At 49.8% G+C, this 18,882-nt stretch carries 19 protein-coding genes and 1 tRNA gene; 15 read left to right on the plus strand and 5 right to left on the minus strand.

Annotated elements, in window-relative coordinates; all coding sequences use genetic code 11:
- Positions 1–3: 3 nt before the first annotated feature.
- Positions 4–1,350: an esterase-like activity of phytase family protein gene (locus V2S86_RS21790; RefSeq protein WP_330764097.1), complete on the plus strand. Its 1,347-nt coding sequence runs from the start codon at positions 4–6 to the stop codon at positions 1,348–1,350.
- A gap of 102 nt (positions 1,351–1,452) precedes the next feature.
- A tRNA-Sec gene (locus V2S86_RS21795) sits at positions 1,453–1,547 on the plus strand.
- A 45-nt stretch (positions 1,548–1,592) separates the two neighbouring features.
- On the opposite strand, the gene V2S86_RS21800 is transcribed toward V2S86_RS21795, so the two are convergent.
- Positions 1,593–1,919: a hypothetical protein gene (locus V2S86_RS21800; RefSeq protein ID WP_330764098.1), complete on the minus strand. Its 327-nt coding sequence runs from the start codon at positions 1,917–1,919 to the stop codon at positions 1,593–1,595.
- Between the two features lie 493 nt (positions 1,920–2,412).
- Here V2S86_RS21800 and V2S86_RS21805 point away from each other — a divergent pair, with 493 nt between their 5' ends.
- Together V2S86_RS21805 and V2S86_RS21810 are read left to right on the plus strand one after the other, a co-directional pair.
- The gene (locus tag V2S86_RS21805) at positions 2,413–3,165 is read left to right on the plus strand and encodes a nucleotidyltransferase domain-containing protein (RefSeq protein WP_330764099.1); all 753 of its coding nucleotides are present in this window, start codon (positions 2,413–2,415) and stop codon (positions 3,163–3,165) included.
- Positions 3,166–3,676: 511 nt separating this feature from the next.
- Positions 3,677–4,426, plus strand: a complete 750-nt coding sequence (locus V2S86_RS21810) for a LuxR family transcriptional regulator (protein WP_330764100.1) — start codon at positions 3,677–3,679, stop codon at positions 4,424–4,426.
- Here the strand turns inward: V2S86_RS21810 and V2S86_RS21815 are convergent.
- Together V2S86_RS21815 and V2S86_RS21820 are read right to left on the minus strand one after the other, a co-directional pair.
- The gene (locus V2S86_RS21815) at positions 4,398–5,030 is read right to left on the minus strand and encodes an acyl-homoserine-lactone synthase (RefSeq protein ID WP_330764101.1); all 633 of its coding nucleotides are present in this window, start codon (positions 5,028–5,030) and stop codon (positions 4,398–4,400) included. The genes V2S86_RS21810 and V2S86_RS21815 overlap by 29 nt on opposite strands.
- A gap of 422 nt (positions 5,031–5,452) precedes the next feature.
- Positions 5,453–6,040, minus strand: coding sequence for a histidine phosphatase family protein (locus V2S86_RS21820; protein WP_330764102.1), 588 nt, complete (start codon positions 6,038–6,040; stop codon positions 5,453–5,455).
- Between the two features lie 154 nt (positions 6,041–6,194).
- Between V2S86_RS21820 and V2S86_RS21825 the strand changes: the two genes are divergently transcribed.
- Together V2S86_RS21825 and V2S86_RS21830 are read left to right on the plus strand one after the other, a co-directional pair.
- Positions 6,195–6,431: a DUF4282 domain-containing protein gene (locus tag V2S86_RS21825; RefSeq protein WP_004950762.1), complete on the plus strand. Its 237-nt coding sequence runs from the start codon at positions 6,195–6,197 to the stop codon at positions 6,429–6,431.
- A gap of 131 nt (positions 6,432–6,562) precedes the next feature.
- Positions 6,563–8,011, plus strand: coding sequence for an alpha/beta hydrolase (locus tag V2S86_RS21830; protein WP_330764103.1), 1,449 nt, complete (start codon positions 6,563–6,565; stop codon positions 8,009–8,011).
- On the opposite strand, the gene V2S86_RS21835 is transcribed toward V2S86_RS21830, so the two are convergent.
- Positions 8,008–8,757: an NAD-dependent epimerase/dehydratase family protein gene (locus V2S86_RS21835; RefSeq protein ID WP_330764104.1), complete on the minus strand. Its 750-nt coding sequence runs from the start codon at positions 8,755–8,757 to the stop codon at positions 8,008–8,010. The genes V2S86_RS21830 and V2S86_RS21835 overlap by 4 nt on opposite strands.
- A 92-nt stretch (positions 8,758–8,849) precedes the next feature.
- Positions 8,850–9,713, minus strand: a complete 864-nt coding sequence (locus V2S86_RS21840) for a LysR family transcriptional regulator (protein ID WP_330764105.1) — start codon at positions 9,711–9,713, stop codon at positions 8,850–8,852.
- Positions 9,714–9,827: 114 nt separating this feature from the next.
- On the opposite strand from V2S86_RS21840, the gene V2S86_RS21845 reads away from it, so the two are divergent.
- The 9 genes from V2S86_RS21845 (at position 9,828) to V2S86_RS21885 (ending at position 18,879) form a co-directional block, all read left to right on the plus strand.
- Entirely contained in the window at positions 9,828–10,586 is a 759-nt protein-coding gene (locus tag V2S86_RS21845) for an SDR family NAD(P)-dependent oxidoreductase (RefSeq protein ID WP_330764106.1), read from the plus strand.
- A 916-nt stretch (positions 10,587–11,502) separates the two neighbouring features.
- Complete coding sequence (locus V2S86_RS21850; protein ID WP_330764107.1) at positions 11,503–12,168, plus strand: response regulator transcription factor; 666 nt, start codon at positions 11,503–11,505, stop codon at positions 12,166–12,168.
- A 45-nt stretch (positions 12,169–12,213) separates the two neighbouring features.
- Positions 12,214–13,584, plus strand: coding sequence for a TolC family outer membrane protein (locus tag V2S86_RS21855; RefSeq protein WP_330764108.1), 1,371 nt, complete (start codon positions 12,214–12,216; stop codon positions 13,582–13,584).
- On the plus strand, positions 13,584–14,843 hold the full coding sequence (locus V2S86_RS21860) for an HlyD family secretion protein (protein ID WP_330764109.1): 1,260 nt from the start codon (positions 13,584–13,586) through the stop codon (positions 14,841–14,843). Before V2S86_RS21855 ends, V2S86_RS21860 begins: the two co-directional genes overlap by 1 nt.
- 40 nt (positions 14,844–14,883) lie before the next feature.
- Complete coding sequence (locus V2S86_RS21865; RefSeq protein ID WP_330764110.1) at positions 14,884–17,055, plus strand: peptidase domain-containing ABC transporter; 2,172 nt, start codon at positions 14,884–14,886, stop codon at positions 17,053–17,055.
- A gap of 298 nt (positions 17,056–17,353) precedes the next feature.
- Positions 17,354–17,671, plus strand: a complete 318-nt coding sequence (locus V2S86_RS21870; protein WP_330764111.1) for a hypothetical protein — start codon at positions 17,354–17,356, stop codon at positions 17,669–17,671.
- 58 nt (positions 17,672–17,729) lie between these two features.
- The gene (locus tag V2S86_RS21875) at positions 17,730–17,942 is read left to right on the plus strand and encodes a hypothetical protein (RefSeq protein WP_330764112.1); all 213 of its coding nucleotides are present in this window, start codon (positions 17,730–17,732) and stop codon (positions 17,940–17,942) included.
- Positions 17,943–17,960: 18 nt separating this feature from the next.
- The gene (locus tag V2S86_RS21880; RefSeq protein WP_330764113.1) at positions 17,961–18,197 is read left to right on the plus strand and encodes a hypothetical protein; all 237 of its coding nucleotides are present in this window, start codon (positions 17,961–17,963) and stop codon (positions 18,195–18,197) included.
- A gap of 139 nt (positions 18,198–18,336) precedes the next feature.
- Complete coding sequence (locus tag V2S86_RS21885; RefSeq protein WP_330764114.1) at positions 18,337–18,879, plus strand: fimbrial protein; 543 nt, start codon at positions 18,337–18,339, stop codon at positions 18,877–18,879.
- Positions 18,880–18,882 lie beyond the last annotated feature (3 nt).

The raw sequence follows: 18,882 nt of genomic DNA on the forward strand, positions 1-18,882 counted from the left end.
GACATGCACATCACCAAAACCCGTTTGGCGCTGTTGGCTGGCTGTATGGCATTAAGCAGCAACCTGTGGGCCGACGCGCAGCCGGCGCAGGCGATACTGGCCGGGCATGCGCTGCTGCCGGTTAAATCCAGCATCTCCGCGCCACAGGATGCGCCGACCGATTTACGGCAAAGCGGCAAATACACCAGCGGCAAGCGCGTGAGCGAAATGGGCAGCGTGGCGGGCAAATCTGCCGATCGCATGACCGGCATCGGCCTGCCGATCAACGGCCAACCCTTGCAGGGTCATTCCGGCATCAAACATATGCCCGACGGCACCTACTGGGTGCTGACCGACAACGGCTTTGGCAGCAAGGCCAACTCGCCGGACGCCATGCTGTATCTTAATCACTACAAAATCGACTTCAGCACCGGCGCGGTCACGCCGCTGAAGACGGTATTCTTGCACGACCCGGACCAGAAGGTGCCCTTCCATATCATCAATGAAAGCACCGAAAAACGTTACCTGACCGGCAGCGATTTCGACCCGGAAAGCTTCCAGTTCGCCGACAATGCCTTGTGGATCGGCGACGAGTTCGGCCCTTACCTGATCAAGGCCGATCTGAGCGGCAAGGTGCTGGCGGTGTTCGACACCAAGGTGGACGGCAAGGTGGTGAAATCGCCGGACAACCCGACGCTGACCCTGCCGGGCGCACCGGACGGCAAACAGAACTTCCAGGTGGCGCGTTCCAAAGGCTTTGAAGGCATGGCGGCGTCGCCGGACGGCAGCAAACTCTACCCGCTGCTGGAAGGCGCGCTGTGGGACGGCAAGAAGTTTGAAAACGTCGACGGAAAACGCTACCTGCGGGTGCTGGAGTTTGACGTGAAACAGCAGGCATGGACCGGCCGCAGCTGGCAATACGTTCTGGAAGACAACCAGAACGCCATCGGCGATTTCAATATGATCGACGCCACGCATGGCCTGGTGATTGAGCGCGACAACGGCGAAGGCACGCCCGACAAAGCCTGCGCTGCGGGTGCACCGACCGACAACTGCTTCAGCCAGGTGGCGAAGTTCAAACGGGTGTATAAAATCGCCTTCTCGGACGCCAACGTCGGCAAACCGGTGGAAAAGCTGGCGTATATCGATCTGCTGAACATTCAGGACCCGAACAAGCTGGCGCGCAAGCCGCTGAACGACGGCGTGCTGACCTTCCCGTTCTTCACTATCGAGAATGTTGATGTGGTAGACGACAGCCATATTATCGTCGGCAACGACAATAACTTCCCGTTCTCTTCCAGCCGCCAGCCGAACGTGGCGGACGATAACGAATTTATCCTGCTGGACGTGAAAGATTTGCTGAAGCCTTAACCCCGCCGGCCTCCGGTATCGCTGCCGGGGGCCACCGCTATTTCCCTCTTAGCGCCAGGGATAAACTGCGCTATAATCAGCCTCTTGCTTCCGACTCCCGAAGGAAGATCCTCGTCCCCGGTGGGGCGGCCGGACTTCAAATCCGGTCGGGGCCGCCAGCGGTCCTGGGCAGGTTCGACTCCTGTGATCTTCCGCCATTCAATGTCTTTCAAACTCTCCCGCGACCGTACGCTGATACAGGGCTAGGATTGATAAACACCGCCTTCATGCATCTGCAACAGGTGGTTGTTCGCCTGCTCGCTAAGTTCTAACAGGGCAGGGAGCACATGCGCGGCGGCTTTGAGCCAGGCGCTGATTTGTACCTTGCTGCTTGTTGAGCTCTGTTCCCCGTTTTCCAGCGATTCCGCCAGATACAATAAACCATGACATAACCCTTCTGCGGATTCCTGAGCTACGGCGCTGAGATCGCATAACTGGATATCGCTGAGTTTGCAGAATTGCAGGTCGGCAATGAGGTCGCGGAAGAGGGTGATAGAGGATGCGGTGTTTTCAATTGTCGTGTTCATCATGTTTTTTCCGAGATAGTAGTGATTGCTACCATCACGCGAGGTTCCAATCTCGGGTGGTGGCCCAGACAGGTTTGGAACCCCGGCTCTCAGAAAAACCGGTCAACCTTGCGGTTGCCCTGCCTGAGCCACCAAAGAGAGTGTGCACGTAGGCGCTGAAAAAACACAAGGTTTTTCAGTTCTGAGATAATCGGGGGTTCCAATCCCGGCTACGGATTTTGCCGCAGCAAGAAGACTCTATCCCGGCGATAACGCGCAGGAAACAGGCTGGATGGATTTACAGGGATTTGTTGCAGAGATTGGAATCAGGATCGCAAAGTGAGTCGCAGCGCCGCTTAACAGAAGCCGAATGAGAAATGGTATGGCCGGTTTGTGACTGTGGAAAACTGATACCAATAAGTAGCCTGAATACCTCTTGCCCCCGCGAGCAAAATCCATAAAGTTAGCTATCAAATGCGATTCTTGTGATGACCAAATCACGCCTTCGGAGCAGCCCATGACATTGAACGGCGATATCTTTATTCCCACGGTGACCGGCTTTCAGCTACAGGATGCGTTCGCGCCCGTGCTGGCGGCTTTGACCACGGGGTTGCCGCGTCAATTTCCTGAACTGATCCACAGCATTTATCTCTACGGCAGCGTCGCGCGGGGTGAAGCGATACCCGGTGTTTCCGATCTGGACGTTACCCTGTTGTTGGCCCGCCCAGCCGCCGCGGTGGAGTTACAGCATATCGAGCAGTGGCGCCAAAATTTTCAGCAACAGCACGCGATAGTCAGCAAGGTGGATTTTGATATCGGCACGGTTGAACAGGCGCTGAAACCGAGCCATCTCTTTAGCTGGGGCTATTGGCTGAAACACCATTGCCGATGTATTTGGGGCAGCGATCTCTCCTCCGCGTTTCCGCTTTTTCAGCCGGACCGCCGCATTGCGCAGGCGGTAAATGCCGATCTGCGGGCTGTGCTTGAGCAATATTTCCAAAACATCGCAGGCGAGCGAGTGCCCGCAGAGCTGCAGCGGCTTAAACGTGAGGCGGCCAGAAAGCTGGTCAGGGCAACCAATATGCTGCGCGATCCAGACAGCCGGTTTTGGCCGATCGCGTTTAATGATTATGTTGAGCAATTTTTGGCTGTTTATCCTGATAAAACGGCAGAGGTGGAATATCTGCTGGCGCATGCCGCCGGCACGGCTAACGATGCGGCATTTGCCGATAACGCGAGGGACTTTCTCGACTGGCTTGAGCGCCAATAATAGGGAGAGCTGTCTGCCATGCGGGTTTAAAACTGTTACCCATGTGAACGGTTTGCACACGCGTTCGCTCCGCTTTAACGCATTGTTCGCAAAACGTACAAAAACAGTTTGGTTCTACAAGAGTTTCAGACCTTCCAGCGGATTCTCTGATCAAAGATGTTATCTCTGGCAGTGCCTGGCACAGGAGACAAACTCAAATGGACAGCGGTCGGCTAACTACAGATTTGCTGTCTTGGCGAAGATAGGTTTGAAAGAATAGGTTAGTAATGTTAAAGTAACAACCCCGGCCAGCAGCGACTTTTGCATACCCTGTCTGGCCGGAAAATTTTCCCTGGTGTTGGCTATATTGGCTACCTGACCGTAAAGGTCAGGTTTTTTTTACCAGTGCCGAACGAGGTTTATTATATATCGCGGACCACTAAACGTAAGTTGTACTTAAGTCTTGTCCGTGCCTATACTTAAGTACAGGTTCTTTCACTAAAGGGAAAAGCCAAACCACTACGGAGCCTGTATGTTTTCTATCTTCAATAAAAATCAAACGATAACGGAAACACTTCGGGACCATATAGACAGGAAACTGTCTTCGCTCGGCAGCCCTGAATACGCTTACACGGTTGTCAGAAAAAAAAATCCGTCAGATGTGCTTATTATTTCAAGTTACCCCGACGAATGGGTGGATCTCTACCGCGCCAATAATTTCCAGCTCACTGACCCGGTGATACTGACTGCGTTCAAACGCACCTCACCCTTTGCATGGGACGAAAATATCACCCTGATGTCGGATCTGAAGTTCACCAAAATTTTTTCCCTTTCCAAACAGTACAACATCGTTAACGGTTTCACCTTTGTACTGCATGACCATATGAACAACCTGGCGTTGTTGTCTGTCATCATCGCCAGCAACGGACAAGATGAATTGGAAAAGCGGCTCTCGTCCGATCGTGGGGCCATGCAAATGCTACTGATCGATATTAATGAACAGATGTATCGTCTCGCTGGGGCTGCTTCAGTCAGCAGTCAAAAATATCATGCGGACGCAGACAAACCCATTTTCACCCCACGGGAGAATGAGGTGCTGTATTGGGCCAGCATGGGAAAAACCTATGGAGAGATTGCCGCCATCGCGGGTATTTCCATGAGTACGGTGAAGTTCCACATGGGCAATATTGTGGTTAAACTGGGCGTCAGCAACGCCCGTCAGGCCATCCGGCTGGGCGTTGAGTTGGAACTTATTACACCGGCAGCGACAGAGGCCAGGTGATAACGGACGGTGCTGGACAACCAAGCTCGGTGATGATCCCCGATGCCATCCGGTTTTGATCTTCTGGCCTGGTTGGGAGAAACACCAAGTAAATACGCTCGCGCTCGTTGAGGAATGCTTCTTTAAGTACGCTGATTTGCCACGCTGAGCGCTGCAAGATTCTCAGCATCGCCCGGCTCACGATAGTATGTATGCCGTTGCGTTCATGGTGATGCGCCCAGTTGATCATGGCCAAAAATAGAGCCTGGCTGACAGGATATTGTTCACCAAGCAGTTGTCGCGCTCGAGCCTTGTCGACAAAAAAGCGGCTTGATTCTATTCCTTCGATGGGGATATACACGCTGTCAAAGCAGGTGCGGAATGTATGGGTTATCATGTTGGGCTGGCTTAGTGCGGTAAAGCGCACGCTGCAAATCAACTGTCCTTTGCACAGCCCGAGAATGTAACACGTGCCGGGGCTATCAAACTCATCAAACTCCATGTCGAGGTTGCATGCCACGTCCCATCCCAGCCGGTCACTGAAGGTTTTTTTTCTCAGTCGGTAAAGTTCGTTCGAGTGTGTCACTTTCAGCTCTTCGTAGCTGACATCAAATAGTTCAAGCATTCCATTACCCTTTTATTATTAGCGGTACATATCGCAGTTTTCAAACAACCTGCCAGTATTCTACAAAGATTTTAAGCTTGCATATAAAAACAAGATCATGCTGGGGAATAAAAAGGGACCCAACTGCCGACATTTCCGTCTTACATAATGGAGCCATCCCTGGTCGGAGAAGGAGTGATTTGCATATATCGCTGGTAATGAACATTCAGTCCGGCAATATGAACAGGGATTCTGGTAAGAAGGCTTTACAGATTAATAATTATAGAACTATGCCAAATCAATAAGTCACCAGTCCTGAGCTATTTAAAATTACTCTAAACATACAGTACCAATCTTGTTCCTTAAAATTAGGCCCGATATCAAGTCCGCGAGGCTGCTTGTTGTTTGTCACCTTGCTGAGCCAGCAGAGGGCTGTTTTGGCTTTACCCTGCGGATGGGCAGGTCTCCGCCAATTGCGTCAGCCCCTCGCTTTCCTGCTTGAAGGTCACTTTGCCCTGATCCAGCGTGACCACAAAAATGCTGTCGAAGTCGCTGCCCGGCCATTTGGGTACCTGGTTGGCGTCGCCACCGCGTGCGGCAACGATGTTCTTCACCACCTTGTCGAGGTTTTTGTGTTCCCAGGCGATGAAAACGCGCGAGTTCTGGTATTTATCGCTGAGCAGCGCTTGTTCAAGCCCGGCGATGTCGTCGGCGTGGAACTGAATGTTGATGGGTAACTCAGCCTGCACGGCGGTGGGCATAATGGTCGATAAAGCGCGCAGCGAACTGCCGCTTTTGTTCTCCTTCGGCCCGGCGGCAAAGATAAAGTCCGGCTTGCCGTAGCGGCCCAGCAGCACCTGCGGTAATGCCAGTGCGCGGTTCAACCCCTTACAGGTCAGCTGGCCGCTGTTGTTGGCGGGTTTCTCCCCGTGCCGGACGAAGATCAGCGTTTCCTGCGCCTGTGCGCTCTGGCTGCACAGCAGCAATGCCGCCAAACAGCCCAGTATGTTGTGGCCTATCTTGTTGCGCATCTTTACCCTCAACCTTCATGCAATGGTTCGTTGATTTTCCTGCGCTTTGCCTCGCATAACTCGTTATCATAACCGGCGTAACAAAAAGGGCCGGCCGCCATATCGACGCGTCGCCTCTGGGATAATTAAATACTGACCTAAGGAAGGATTTACAATGAAAAATATTTTCTTTTTTGACGCGATGCTGACACCGAAAATCATCACCGCCGTTTACTGGCTTTGCCTGCTGGGCATTCTTGTTAGCGGGATTGGGGCGATGTTCTACGGGGAGTTCTTCCGTGGCCTGCTCGGGATTATTCTCGGCGGCGTGTTTACCCGCGTCTGTTTTGAAATGATCATCATTGCATTCAAAAACAACGAATACCTGCGCAAAATCGCCGAAAAGCCGTAATTTAGTTGAAAATGCCGGGCCATGCCCGGCGTTGTTCATTCCTGTCGCGGTGTTCTCATGGCACACCGCTGCCCCTGAGCCCCTTTAGCACCTATAATCGCTGCTGGATAACCGTGAATTCAGGGGTGAGCATGCCGTCCAGGGCGATAATCAAAGGGATCAAACGGCTGACGATAGTGGTCGTCACCGTCGTATTCACGTTGCTTGCGGTGCGGGTTTACGACACCCAACGCGGCCCGGCGCTGGAGCCGTGGCACACTTTTGTACCGCACGAATTGTCTGCCTTCGAGCTGGATAAGGTTGACTGGCAAGCATACCTGGCCGCCGAAAACCGGGTGTTCGACGAGGTGAAGGCCAACGTCACCGACAAGCTTGCTGCCAGCGAGCGCATTCCGCTTAACCGCTATTTCGACGGTAGCCCTGTGTATCCGCCGCACTTCGCTCAGGACTGGAACCGCTCCTATGAGCTGTTGCCGCAGGGCGAACCGCGCGGCGCGGTGGTGCTGCTGCACGGCCTGACCGATTCCCCTTACAGCCTGCGGCATATCGCCGAAAACTACCGGCAGCGCGGTTTTGTGGCGGTCGGCATTCGCCTGCCGGCGCACGGCACGGTGCCGGGGGCGTTGACCGATATCGAATGGCGCGATTGGCTGGCGGCGACGCGGTTGGCGGTACGCGAGGCACGCAGTAAAGTCGGGGGCGACAAGCCGCTGCATATCGTGGGCTTTTCTAACGGCGGTGCGCTGGCGATGAAATATGCGCTGGACGCGCTGGAAGACCCGAAACTGGCGGCACCGCAGCGGCTGATTCTGATCTCGCCGATGATCGGCGTGACCAGCTTTGCCCGTTTTGCGGGCATCGCCGGCTGGCCAGCGGTGTTCCCGGCGTTTGCCAAAGCGGCGTGGCTAGGGGTGTTGCCGGAGTTTAATCCGTATAAATACAACTCGTTTCCGGTGAATGGCGCGCGCCAGTCTTATCTGCTCAGCAATAGCCTGCAACAGCAAATCGCCCGTGCGGCGCGTGACGGCAAGCTGGGCGCATTGCCGCCGGTGCTGACCTTCCAGTCGGTGATGGATTCCACCGTCAGCACCCGGGCAGTGATCCGCGCCTTATACAACGAATTGCCGGCGAACGGCAGCGAACTGGTGCTGTTTGACGTCAATCGAACGATCAACTTCGGGCCGCTGTTGCGGCCAAATGCGGCGGCGGCGGTCAGCCAACTGTTGCCTGCGCCACCACGCCGTTACCAGACGACGGTAATCGCCAATGCCTCACTGGAAAGCAGTGAGGCGATTGCCCGCATAACGCCCGCCGGGGAAACTGTGGAAAGCGTGCAGCCACTGGGGATGACTTACCCGGCGGATATTTATTCGCTGTCGCATGTGGCGTTGCCGTTCCCGGTGAGCGATTCGCTGTATGGGCGTTTCCCGGCGCAGCGCAACGAGTTCGGCATCAGCCTGGGCACTATCGCCGCGCGCGGCGAACGGTCGGTGTTGGTGGTCGATCTCGATTCGTTGATGCGCATCGCTTCCAACCCGTTCTTCCCCTACCTGCTGCAGCGCATCGACAACAAACTTTAGGCGAAGCCCAGAATGCTGAACGCATCGTCTTGCGGGTAGTAGCCGAGCAGGCGGCTGGTCTCTTCCAGCGACAGCCGCTTATAGCGGTTGTTGGAGACGCCGTGCACCACCGCATGGTGCACGCCTTCAATGCGGACGCAGCGTTCCAGCAGATCGGCGGCGTCGCGATGGCTGAGGAAAGCGCTCATGTCACGGGCGCTTAACTGCTCGCCGGCTTCCAGCGTGGTGAAGTTGGCGATGCGCACCGACAGCGCGGAAAGCCCTTCCTGATGGGCGAAATAGGCGGCGATGCCTTCGCCGAACGCCTTGCTGACGCCGTACAGGTTTTTCGGTTTGGGCGCGTCTTCCGGGCGGATCTGATAATCCAGCGGGTAGCCTTCCACCGCCTGCGCGCTGCTGGCGAACACCACACGCTTGCAGCCTGCGTCTTTCGCCGCGCGGAAAATATTGTAGGTGCCAAGGATATTGTTATCCATCAGCGAGTTGCAGAAATCTGCGTCGGGGGAAGGATCGGCGGCCAGGTGCAGCACGGTATCGATATTGGCGCAGGCCGCGCGACAGGCGTCGAGATCGGCAATGTCGAAGCTGATTACTTCATCGTCGGGTTGCAGGCCGGTCAACAGGCTGATGTCTCTTTCCGCCAGCCGCAGTTGATAGCGATCGCCTACCGATTGACGGAATGCCGTGGCGACCCGGCCGCCCGCGCCGGTAATCAAAATTCGTCCAAACTCAGTACGCAATGTCATGATCACAGCCGTCCATAAAGTAAATTCCGCGGTGATCAGTAATAATCCCCTGCGTCACTTTTGTCCAGCATTCAATTAGCCATTCTGATGTTTCACGTTACCGTCGGGCATTTTTTCCCGATGAGATCGCTCAGGAAAGTCATGACCGTGCGGATGGCGGTGGAACGCGCCAGATCGGGGTAGGTGACCAGCCATAACTCGCGCGTTGGCGGTGCGATAGACGTCGGCAACGCCACCAAGGCCGGGTCGTTATCGGCAACGAACGTCGGCAATACTACGGCACCCAGCCCCGATCGCGCGGCTTCCTGCAAAGAGAATAGATCGCTGGCCTGAAACACCACCGGGCGGCCCTGCAACAGCTGTTGCAACCACTGCTGGTGAGGCTGGTTGCTGTAGTGATGGTCGTAGGCGATAAAGGCCCGTGCCGCTTCCGGCAGGGCAGCGTGCTGCGGGGTAGCGTAAAGCCTGTAGCGCATCATGCCGATGCGTTGCACCAGCAGATCCGGCTGTTGTGGCCGCACCATGCGTACCGCCACCTCGGCGTCGCCGCGATCCAGTTCGGCGATGGAGGCTTCACCGGAGAGCACCAGCGTAATATGCGGAAAAGCCTGGTGAAATTCGGCGATATGCGGCGCTATCACCCGTGCGGCGACCGACGGCGGCGCGCTGATGCGCACCTGGGCCTGCGGCGTTTCTCCGGCGCTGCGGGCATGGCGGGCAATGGCGTGGCTTTGATTTTCGATCTCTGCCGCCAGTCCGGCCACCCTTTGGCCGTCCGGCGTCAGCGGCGTGCTGCGTGGCAACCGCAGGATCAGCCGCAGCCCGAGCGCCTTCTCCAGCGCCGCCACCCGCCGGCCGACCGTTGCGTGGTCGCAGCCCAACTCCCGCGCTGCCGCCGACAATGAACCGGTGCGTGCCAGTACCACAAAGTGTTTTAAATCCTGCCAATCGAACATCAGTGAATTCCTGCACAGTATTGCCGCGATTTTAAGGAATATTCACACAGAGTGGGCTGTGATTCAATGCCGTTATCTCTTTAGCGAAATTGAATAATTTAATTAGGATATCTTATGGATTTGCAGCTGCAGGATCGTGTTGCGCTGATTACCGGCGCCAGCGAAGGCATCGGCGCCGGTATGGTTCGGGTTCTGGCGGCGCAGGGGGTCACCGTGGTGGCGACCGCCCGCCGCGAAGACCGGTTGCTGGCTCTGGCTGACGAGGTTGAACGAAGCGGTGCCCGGCGGCCGTATGCGATCGCGGCGGACATCACCGACGCGACGGCGCTCGACAGCATGCTGGCGCAGGCGGCACGGCAAGTGGGGACGATTGATATCCTGATTAATGCGGTCGGCGGCGCTCGTCCAACCGCGTTGAGTGAAGGCGATGCCGGTTGGGAAGAGGCTTTTGCCCTGAACTTTACGCCGGCCCGCCGGGTGACCCACGCGCTGTTGCCGGGCATGCAGGCGCAGGGCTGGGGGCGAGTGATCAACATCAGCGGCTCGATGGAACCGCGCAGCCTGAATGCCGCCACCGCCGCCAAGGGCGCACTGCACCTGTGGGCCAAGGGACTGGCAAGCGAGCTGGCGGCGCAGGGCATTACCGTCAATACGCTGCAGCCTGGGAGAATTAACAGCGAACAGGTGCGCGAAAAACTGCACCCGACCGAAGCCGCGCGCCAGGCGTTCATCAAGCAGAATATCCCGATCGGCTACTTTGGCGAACCGGAGGACATGGCTTATCTGGCGGCGTTTCTTTGTTCCCCGCTGGCGCGATATATCACCGGCGCCGTGATCCCGGTAGATGGCGGCATGCACTATTTCGCCCACTGAAGGGACATGCCGGATCATCATTCTATAATTTGCCGACGGAGAGTTTGCTGAGGTAAAAATAGAGTATAAATGCCAAAGTTAAGCCTATATAAAGTTGTCACTGAAAACCTAAACTTCGTGCTTTTGTTCCTCTTTACGGGCGCAGAGGCCATGAGGTTTAGGTTTTTTTGCTGAATTCAGCCATACGCGAACCATAATGAGTACTGGCGGTATGTCACTGAGGGCAGCATATCGATTGTATCTACTATTAACTTCTTTCGAAAAATAAATAACGTTCTCCGGTGTGGTATTCGTCCCTGCTGGAAATTATCGTTGGCCTTTTGTGGGTGATGCCGTCCGTCATCAGGGCAATAATACTGTGACAATGCGGCGAGGCATGGAACGGATCGTGTACCGGATTTTCTGCCGCTGACACAGTTAAGTATTACGGGATAAAATGCGATATGGTCATATGGCAATAGAATATAGCCCACTTACATCATCTGATTTTATGGTATTTTTTGGTCAAAAAATAACGATTTTTTCGTATTTATAGCTAAGTGAAATATTTAGGGTTACATATATTTTTTACGAACAGTACAACATCTGAGGTATGCCATTAATGTTTTTAGATGTGGATTGGCGTGTTTTTTTTACATTCACCTATTTATATCTATAGAATATATAATTATTGAATTTTTTACCTTTAAGTATTTTTCATTTAAATCCTTTTAAATCAGTTGGTTAATCTCAATTTACTTTGTCATGTAAAATGTTTTTTATTATTTTTTATACATTGAAAAAATATAGGATGGCAAAAGTGGATTGGAAAGGGTATTTTTATGTTTGTGGTGATTATGCGGGGTTTTTTATTTTTTCTTAAATTTTGATTTTTTATTTTAATTTTTATAACAATTTTCCTCAAGGAGGGTTTAATATGGATGATAAAAACAGAATTAGACCAAAACTGGCAGTGTCTGATAAGTATCCAATTATTCAATACTCTCTTTGTAGTTATATAAAGGGTGAGCTTGGCTATGATGTTGAATTCGGAAAGCATGATAGGGGTTTTAAAAATTTAATTGAATTTATTAAAATAAATAAAATTGATATTATTATTACTGATTTGTTTTGTGATGTTAATGACAATGATGTTGTCGGGTTTTCTAAACTTAGAACAATTAGAGATATCTCACCGGAATCAAAGATCATTTTATACATTGAGAGCGGGAGCATCGCTATCATCAAAAAAGCGATGAACTGTGGTGTTAGCTCTATTGTCAGCAAGTCAGATGCTATTAATGAAATAAAATACGCGTGCGAATCTATATTGGATCGCCGTGGGTTTTATCTGTCGGAGGTATTAACCAAGAAAACAGCCATTAATGATGACGTAAAAAATAAAATTACGGATTTGACGGTGAAGGAATGGGAGATTGTTCGCCTTTTTTCTTTAGGGCATTCACTTTCTCAAATTGCAGAAATTCAAAGCCGCTCTGTGAGTACAGTTTCAACTCAAAAGTATAATGCAATGAAGAAGTTGAAGATAAAATCTAATAGTGAGTTGATAAAATATGCATATATACATGAAATGATTCGGTAATAACTTAATCCGTTTTTTTAATTTATTATATTAGGATGTCTGGACGTGAAATATTATTATTCAAGGGTGCTTCCTGTGGTATTTTTTTGGGGAGGGCTTTTTTTTTCTCACGTAATTTATGCCACTACGCTGCAGGAATCTGTTCTTGCGGCAAGCGTTCATGATACGGAGATTAGCGCTGCACGTAATGCTCAAGAGGCGGATAGCCAGCGCCGAATTCAAGGGATTGCGGGTCTTCTTCCCAATATCAGCCTTGACTCCAGTTATATGAAACAAGAGCAACCCCATGCTTCATACGCAACCGGGGTGAAAAGACATAATTATACGGTGAATCTCACGCAGCCATTATTTGATATGTCAAAGTATGCCGCCTGGGAACGAGGAGTCGCCATCGCCAATTCCGCTGATATTACATTGCTGATTGCTCAGCAGAAGTTGATCAGTAGTGTGGCTGACAGTTTTTTTATGGTCCTTTATCAACGGGAAGTGCTACACACCAACCAGAGCGCCAAATCAACCTATTCCAGGCAGTTGGCCAAAGCAAAAATGGCGTTGAAATTAGGAGAAGGGACACTTTTGGATGTTGATGAGGCTCAGGCTAATTATGATAAATCAGTAGCTAAAGAAATTTCGGCTACTAATGAGCTGGCCGACGCAAATACTGCATATTTTAGAATAACGGGGCTGAATCCAGATACGATTTCACCCATAAATATGCAGTGCATGCCATCATACTCTGAGGTGGATCTTGCCTCTCTGCAGCAGCGGGCAGAGAAAAATAATTTGAGTATACAGTCAGCTATTTTTCAACTGGACCAAAACAAAGCGGATCTGACGGCCGCAAATGGTGCACATCTGCCTGTTGTAACGTTGCAGGCCAGCTACGGTGGCAACTGGAGTAAAGCTGAAGATGAAAATGGATTAGACCGGGTTTTTGGCACGACCTCTAAAACCCGTTCAAGTACCATCGGTGTCAACGTTTCAATTCCCATTTTTTCTGGGGGTGCGCAAATATCCCAGTCAATAGAAGCACTCCGTCGCCGTGATCAAGGGAAAGATATGTTGGAGGACGCAAGACGCAAGGCGCGACAAGAAACTCAATCTGCGTATTTAGGCGTTAAGAACGGTGTTGCACTATTTTCAGCAGAGCAAAAATCCCTTATCTCTGCAAAAAATAAAGTAAAGTCTACAAAATACGGCAGAGAGATTGGATTAAGAACGGCGATAGATGAGTTAAATGCTGAGCAGGATTACTATAAAACCTTGCAGGATCTTGCTGAAGTGCAATACAACTTTCTAACTTCAAAAATAAAACTTTCAGCAGCGATCGGTCAGTTGGATTACTCAACGTTGAGTGAGTATAACTGTGCTAAGGAAAACTCAAAAAGCATAGATTATTATAAGGATGATATTTAATGAGCGATTCATTATTCCGTCAGGAAGTTCTTGACGCTAATAAATCTAAGCTTATTGGCAGTGTGGCTCTATATTGCCCACCTTATCGCTGGTTGGTTATTGCCATCGCAGGGTTTATTACGCTATCTATTGTGATATTTTTTATATGTGGCAGCTATACCAAAAGAGAAGCTGCAAAAGGAGAATTGCTTCCGCTGGATGGTGTCATGAATATTGTGCCAATGGTTGCAGGCACTGTCATCGATATTCCTTTGCATGAGGGGCAGTTGGTGAAAAAAGGCGATCCTCTGGTCACGATTTCATCGGAAATTTCCACAGCGCTAGGGCAAACGCGTGAAAAGATAGCTGACCAATTAAAAATTCAGCGAGATGGGCTTGTAATGGATTTAAAAAGCCTCGAGGGACTAAACCGTGAAGCAATAAGAGGGATGAAAGAGCGTGAGGATTTATTGGCTTCTCAGATGAAGCAACTGGATGTACTGCACCAGCAACGCGTCAGGCAGGCGAATTTAGCTCGTCGGCAAATGGAAAAAACTCAGTTGATGCGCGGGCAGGGCTATGCATCCAATGTCCAGGTTGAGCAGCAGGAAACCGCCATGCTGGAAGCGGATGCAAGATTGCAGGACATTGCACGACAACAGATTGATTTACAACAGCAATTAGCACAGACAAAACAGCAGTTGCGTGAGCAACCCTTGAATATGCGTAATCAGCATAACGATATTGAAAGAAAACTTTCTGAGATTAATCAATCGCTAGCTGAAAATGAATCCCGCCGCACCTTTGTATTGCGTGCACCGGATAACGGCATGGTGGGCACAGTATTAGTGAAGTTGGGGCAAATGGTTAATGCGGGCCAAACGGCGGTTTCTCTATTGCCGGAAGATGGGCGCCTGCAGGCGCGAATTATGGTGAGTAGCAGAGCGATAGGCTTTATTCGGCCTGGACAGAAAGTCGTTTTGCGTTATCAAGCTTTCCCTTACCAAAAATTTGGTCAGCAATATGGCAAAGTTTCAGAGGTTTCACGCGTGGCGCTTTCACCTCAAGAAGTAGCGACGCTGACGGGAATGGGAAATGTTCAGGAGCAACATTACCGTGTATTGGTTGAGCTTGAAAAACAAGAAATTAATGTTTATGGCCAAAATGAAAAATTGCGACCAGGGAGTGCGGTCGAAGCCGATTTTATTATTGATCGCCGCCGTCTATATGAATGGGTGCTTGAGCCACTTTATGCATTGGGGCGGAATTCATCGGTTTAATCTCTATTTTTGAGAACAGCATGTAAGGAATAGTTCAGTTATGAAGTTTTTAGAGTCCCTGAATTTTGGCTGGCGTCGGAGTTTACCTGTCATTCAACAGACTCAATCGGCAGAATGTGGTCTCGCATGCATAGGTATGATTGCTAGTTTTTATGGTCATTCGATTGATATGGTCAGTTTACGTCGCCGTTTTTCCACATCGTTAAAAGGCGCGACGCTTGCCGATATAATGTTAATGGCTAGCCGATTAGGCATGGTGGGGCGAGCACTGCGTTTGGATTTGGATGAATTAGCAAAATTACGGCAGCCATGTATTTTGCATTGGGATTTGAACCATTTTGTTGTTTTGAAGAGTGTTTCAAAAGATAAAATTACTGTTCACGACCCCGCTCGCGGCAAACGTGATGTTCCGATGGATGAAGTTTCACGCTGTTTTACGGGCGTTGCTCTTGAGTTGCTACCTTCGGCCTCTTTTAAGAAGGCGAGTGAAAAAGAATCTATCTCGATGTTGAAGCTGATTGGCAATGTGACAGGAATCAAGTCTGCTTTTGCACAGATTATGATCCTTTCTATTGCGCTTGAGGTATTCGGTATTCTTTCGCCTTTTTATATGCAATGGGTAATGGATCAGGTTCTGGTTTCAGCGGACTACGACTTGCTGACGCTGTTAGGTACTGGATTTATTATCATTATGATATTGCAAAATATCATCGCAGCGCTGCGTTCTTGGGTTACGACCTGGTTTTCCAGCCTGCTTAGTGTGCAATGGACAACGAATGTGTGTTCGCATCTGCTTGGTCTACCAATGTCGTATTTTGAAGAACGGCATATTGGCGATGTGGTATCACGTTTTGGTTCTATTTCCACGATCCAGAGCACACTGACCGGGCGTTTTATCAGCTCGATCCTGGACGGCGTGATGGCGATTGTTACGTTGGGAATGCTGTTTGCCTACAGCAGCAGTTTAACCTGGTTGGTATTAGGGTTATTTCTGGCGTATATGATCATTAGATGGGTGGCTTTTAGCCCCTTCAGGCAAGCGAATGAAGATCAAATCGTAGCTTCTGCTCGTGCTCAGTCTCAATTGCTTGAATCTATCCGTGGCGTCCAGGCGGTAAAGCTTAATAACAAGCAGGAAACGCGTATTGCGGCTTATGCGAACGCGTTGGTGGAGGCGACAAATAAAGGTATTGCCATAGAGCGCCTTTCTATTGGTTTCAGTACCCTGCAAGGCACGATTTCAAGCGTTGGGCGCATTGTGCTTGTCTGGTTGGCGGCAACGCAGGTGCTGGAAGGTAACTTTACCAGCGGTATGCTGGTTGCTTACGTCAGTTTTTCCGATCAATTTATGTCTCGAGCATCCGGTTTGGTCGATGCGGTCATCGAATTTACGATGCTTCGTTTACATGGGGAGCGTTTGGCCGACATTGTGCTGACGGATACAGAGCAAGACATGGAAAGTACGGTAGCGTTGCCCGCCACGTTGTCTGATAGGTCCGCGCCTGCAGTCAATATAGAGAATCTGTGTTTCCGTTACTCGGAAACCGAACCCCTGGTCATCAACCATTGCAATTTCTCCATTCGTCCGGGGGAGTCCGTGGCGATTATTGGCCCTTCTGGCCAGGGGAAGACCACATTGGCAAAGCTCCTGTTGGGCTTGTTAAAGCCGGAGTCTGGCATCATTACCATCGATGGTCTTGATATTAGAAAAATAGGTATGCATAACTACCGCGAGCGTATCGGCTGTGTAATGCAGGACGACATTTTGTTTGCCGGTTCTATTGCGGATAACATTTGTTTCTTTGATTCAGTGCCAGATCAAGCGTTGATCGAAAAATCAGCGACTATAGCCCAAATCCATACCGATATTTTGGCGATGCCAATGGGATATCACAGCTTGGTTGGAGACATGGGATCATCACTTTCAGGTGGGCAGATTCAGCGAGTTTTACTTGCCAGAGCCCTTTATCGACAACCTGACTTCCTGATCCTGGATGAGGCTTCGAGTCATCTTGATATAGAGCGCGAACGATTCATTAACGATTCCATTAAATCGATGTCAATTACCCGAATTATTATTGCACATCGGCCTGAAACCATTCGCAGTGCTGACAGGGTAATACTATTGAGCCAAGGTGTTGCGCAAGAAATCGAAAAAGATGATTTTATGTCTGCTTTTGAAGGGGGGGATATCTCTGGTCATTGTGAATAGGTCTCGTGAGGACGCAAGGCTGTTAATTTAATCTGATATTAGTGATGTCAATAATTAGAGCCGAGGGGGATGTTTCTCTCGGCTTTAGAATTTTTTGCTCGATAGGTTATTTTATTCTTTTCCATTACTTCTCATTTTCATTTTTATTGTCTGAGTTGATTGGTAATATGGATAAATGGATTTTTTACTATTGTAGGTGAGAGATAAAGTCAATATCATCCACATGCGCTTTCATAGGAAATGAAAGCTGTCATTATCATCATTATTTTGTTCTAGTATAAAAGAAAGGAAGTTATACATGCGTGAATTGACAATTATGGAAGTGGATGAGGTTTCTGGTGCCGGTTTCTTTGATACCATGGGTGCTGGCGTTTTAGGTGCAGTAACGGGCTCAACCAACCTGATGTATAAAGCAGCCGTTTCTGGCGGTAGTACTGGCGGTATGCTGGGTGTTGGTATTGTTTCTGCCGGTGTAGGTTTGATTGTAGGTGCTGTTATGGGCGGGATTCAAGGCGGTTTGTATGGTATAACTAATGGTTGGACAAAAACTCTGTCTTTATTTAACAAATCCGTAGAGCAATGGGGCGATAACACTCTCCCAATTCCTAAGGTCTAACTATTTTAATTAATGCCATACTATTCAATATGGCATTAATTTTTTGGTATGGGGCGTTATGAAAGAACTTGATAATATATCGTTAACTAAAGTTTCCGGCGGTGCTTTTAATTTTAAAGAAAGCGCGGAAGGATTAATTAAATTTTTGAAGAGCGATAAAAACCCACTCAGCGGTCAGAATTTAGGTGCTATGGTGGGTGGGCTTGGTGTAAGCGTTATGCTTTCTTTCATTGACGCGTTTATTACACCATGGTTGAAAAATAAATCTTGATCGTAGAGGAGTGACTTGATGCGCAAGGTAGATAGTGATGAGATGCTAAAAGTATCAGGGGGTGTCATAACCACTTCTGATATTCTTAATTTCCTTCGTCCGGATAGAAATAAAGAAGATAAAATCGTTGAATGGAATGGAGCTTCTAAGATTCCGTCACCTGATAATGTGCAATCGCGTATCGCTGGAATAGGTTTTTTTGCACTTACAGCAGTCGCTGCTATTTTCTCTGGGCTAATGACATTTAGACGTTAGTCCTAATATCGTAATTTAACCTGCCTTTAGAGTCATTACTCAAGCATATGCCTTGACAGGTTGATTGCGCTCTTGATGTCGTCATTTAATAGTTTAATAGCGGCACTGAAATAATATAGAAATGTAAAAGGAACTTATAATGAAAATGAAATTGATCGTTTCACTGGTAGTATTGGGCCTTTCACCTGCAGTCGTTATGGCGGCTCCGATAGGCACCATTACCTTTACAGGAAAACTGACCGACTCAACCTGTGATGTTAAGGTTAATGACAGTGCGAATGGTAATGCTACAATTACCCTTCCAACTTTGCCGGTATCTCAGCTTGCTGCAGCAAATGCCACTGCGGGTAATACCAATTTCACTATGAAGTTGAGCAACTGTACTCCAAAAACCGGTACCGTTCGTGCTTATTTTGAAGCCGGCGCTAATGTTGATGCCGCTACCGGTCGCCTGAAGAATACCGCATTAGCCTCTGAAGCCGCAGGAAAGGTTGATGTCCAACTGTTGGATGCTAAAGATAACGTTCTGGAAGCCGGTAATACCAGCCAGCGTAGCTTGGATGGTACCGCCCTGACTGATGGTGCGGCTACTCTGGGTTATCAAGCTCGTTACTTTGCTACAGGTAAAACCACTGCAGGTAAATTGAATACTTCAGTTACTTATTCAATCGACTACAACTAATTA

The sequence above is a fragment of the Serratia sp. C2(1) genome, assembly GCF_036352655.1.
GTDB lineage: Bacteria > Pseudomonadota > Gammaproteobacteria > Enterobacterales > Enterobacteriaceae > Serratia > Serratia inhibens.

Coding starts and splice junctions, on each gene's coding strand:
- V2S86_RS21790 (WP_330764097.1), top strand. CDS start 4: ATGCACATCACCAAAACCCGTTTGGCGCTGTTGGCTGGCTGTATGGCA.
- V2S86_RS21800 (WP_330764098.1), bottom strand. CDS start 1,919: ATGATGAACACGACAATTGAAAACACCGCATCCTCTATCACCCTCTTC.
- V2S86_RS21805 (WP_330764099.1), top strand. CDS start 2,413: ATGACATTGAACGGCGATATCTTTATTCCCACGGTGACCGGCTTTCAG.
- V2S86_RS21810 (WP_330764100.1), top strand. CDS start 3,677: ATGTTTTCTATCTTCAATAAAAATCAAACGATAACGGAAACACTTCGG.
- V2S86_RS21815 (WP_330764101.1), bottom strand. CDS start 5,030: ATGCTTGAACTATTTGATGTCAGCTACGAAGAGCTGAAAGTGACACAC.
- V2S86_RS21820 (WP_330764102.1), bottom strand. CDS start 6,040: ATGCGCAACAAGATAGGCCACAACATACTGGGCTGTTTGGCGGCATTG.
- V2S86_RS21825 (WP_004950762.1), top strand. CDS start 6,195: ATGAAAAATATTTTCTTTTTTGACGCGATGCTGACACCGAAAATCATC.
- V2S86_RS21830 (WP_330764103.1), top strand. CDS start 6,563: ATGCCGTCCAGGGCGATAATCAAAGGGATCAAACGGCTGACGATAGTG.
- V2S86_RS21835 (WP_330764104.1), bottom strand. CDS start 8,757: ATGACATTGCGTACTGAGTTTGGACGAATTTTGATTACCGGCGCGGGC.
- V2S86_RS21840 (WP_330764105.1), bottom strand. CDS start 9,713: ATGTTCGATTGGCAGGATTTAAAACACTTTGTGGTACTGGCACGCACC.
- V2S86_RS21845 (WP_330764106.1), top strand. CDS start 9,828: ATGGATTTGCAGCTGCAGGATCGTGTTGCGCTGATTACCGGCGCCAGC.
- V2S86_RS21850 (WP_330764107.1), top strand. CDS start 11,503: ATGGATGATAAAAACAGAATTAGACCAAAACTGGCAGTGTCTGATAAG.
- V2S86_RS21860 (WP_330764109.1), top strand. CDS start 13,584: ATGAGCGATTCATTATTCCGTCAGGAAGTTCTTGACGCTAATAAATCT.
- V2S86_RS21865 (WP_330764110.1), top strand. CDS start 14,884: ATGAAGTTTTTAGAGTCCCTGAATTTTGGCTGGCGTCGGAGTTTACCT.
- V2S86_RS21870 (WP_330764111.1), top strand. CDS start 17,354: ATGCGTGAATTGACAATTATGGAAGTGGATGAGGTTTCTGGTGCCGGT.
- V2S86_RS21875 (WP_330764112.1), top strand. CDS start 17,730: ATGAAAGAACTTGATAATATATCGTTAACTAAAGTTTCCGGCGGTGCT.
- V2S86_RS21880 (WP_330764113.1), top strand. CDS start 17,961: ATGCGCAAGGTAGATAGTGATGAGATGCTAAAAGTATCAGGGGGTGTC.
- V2S86_RS21885 (WP_330764114.1), top strand. CDS start 18,337: ATGAAAATGAAATTGATCGTTTCACTGGTAGTATTGGGCCTTTCACCT.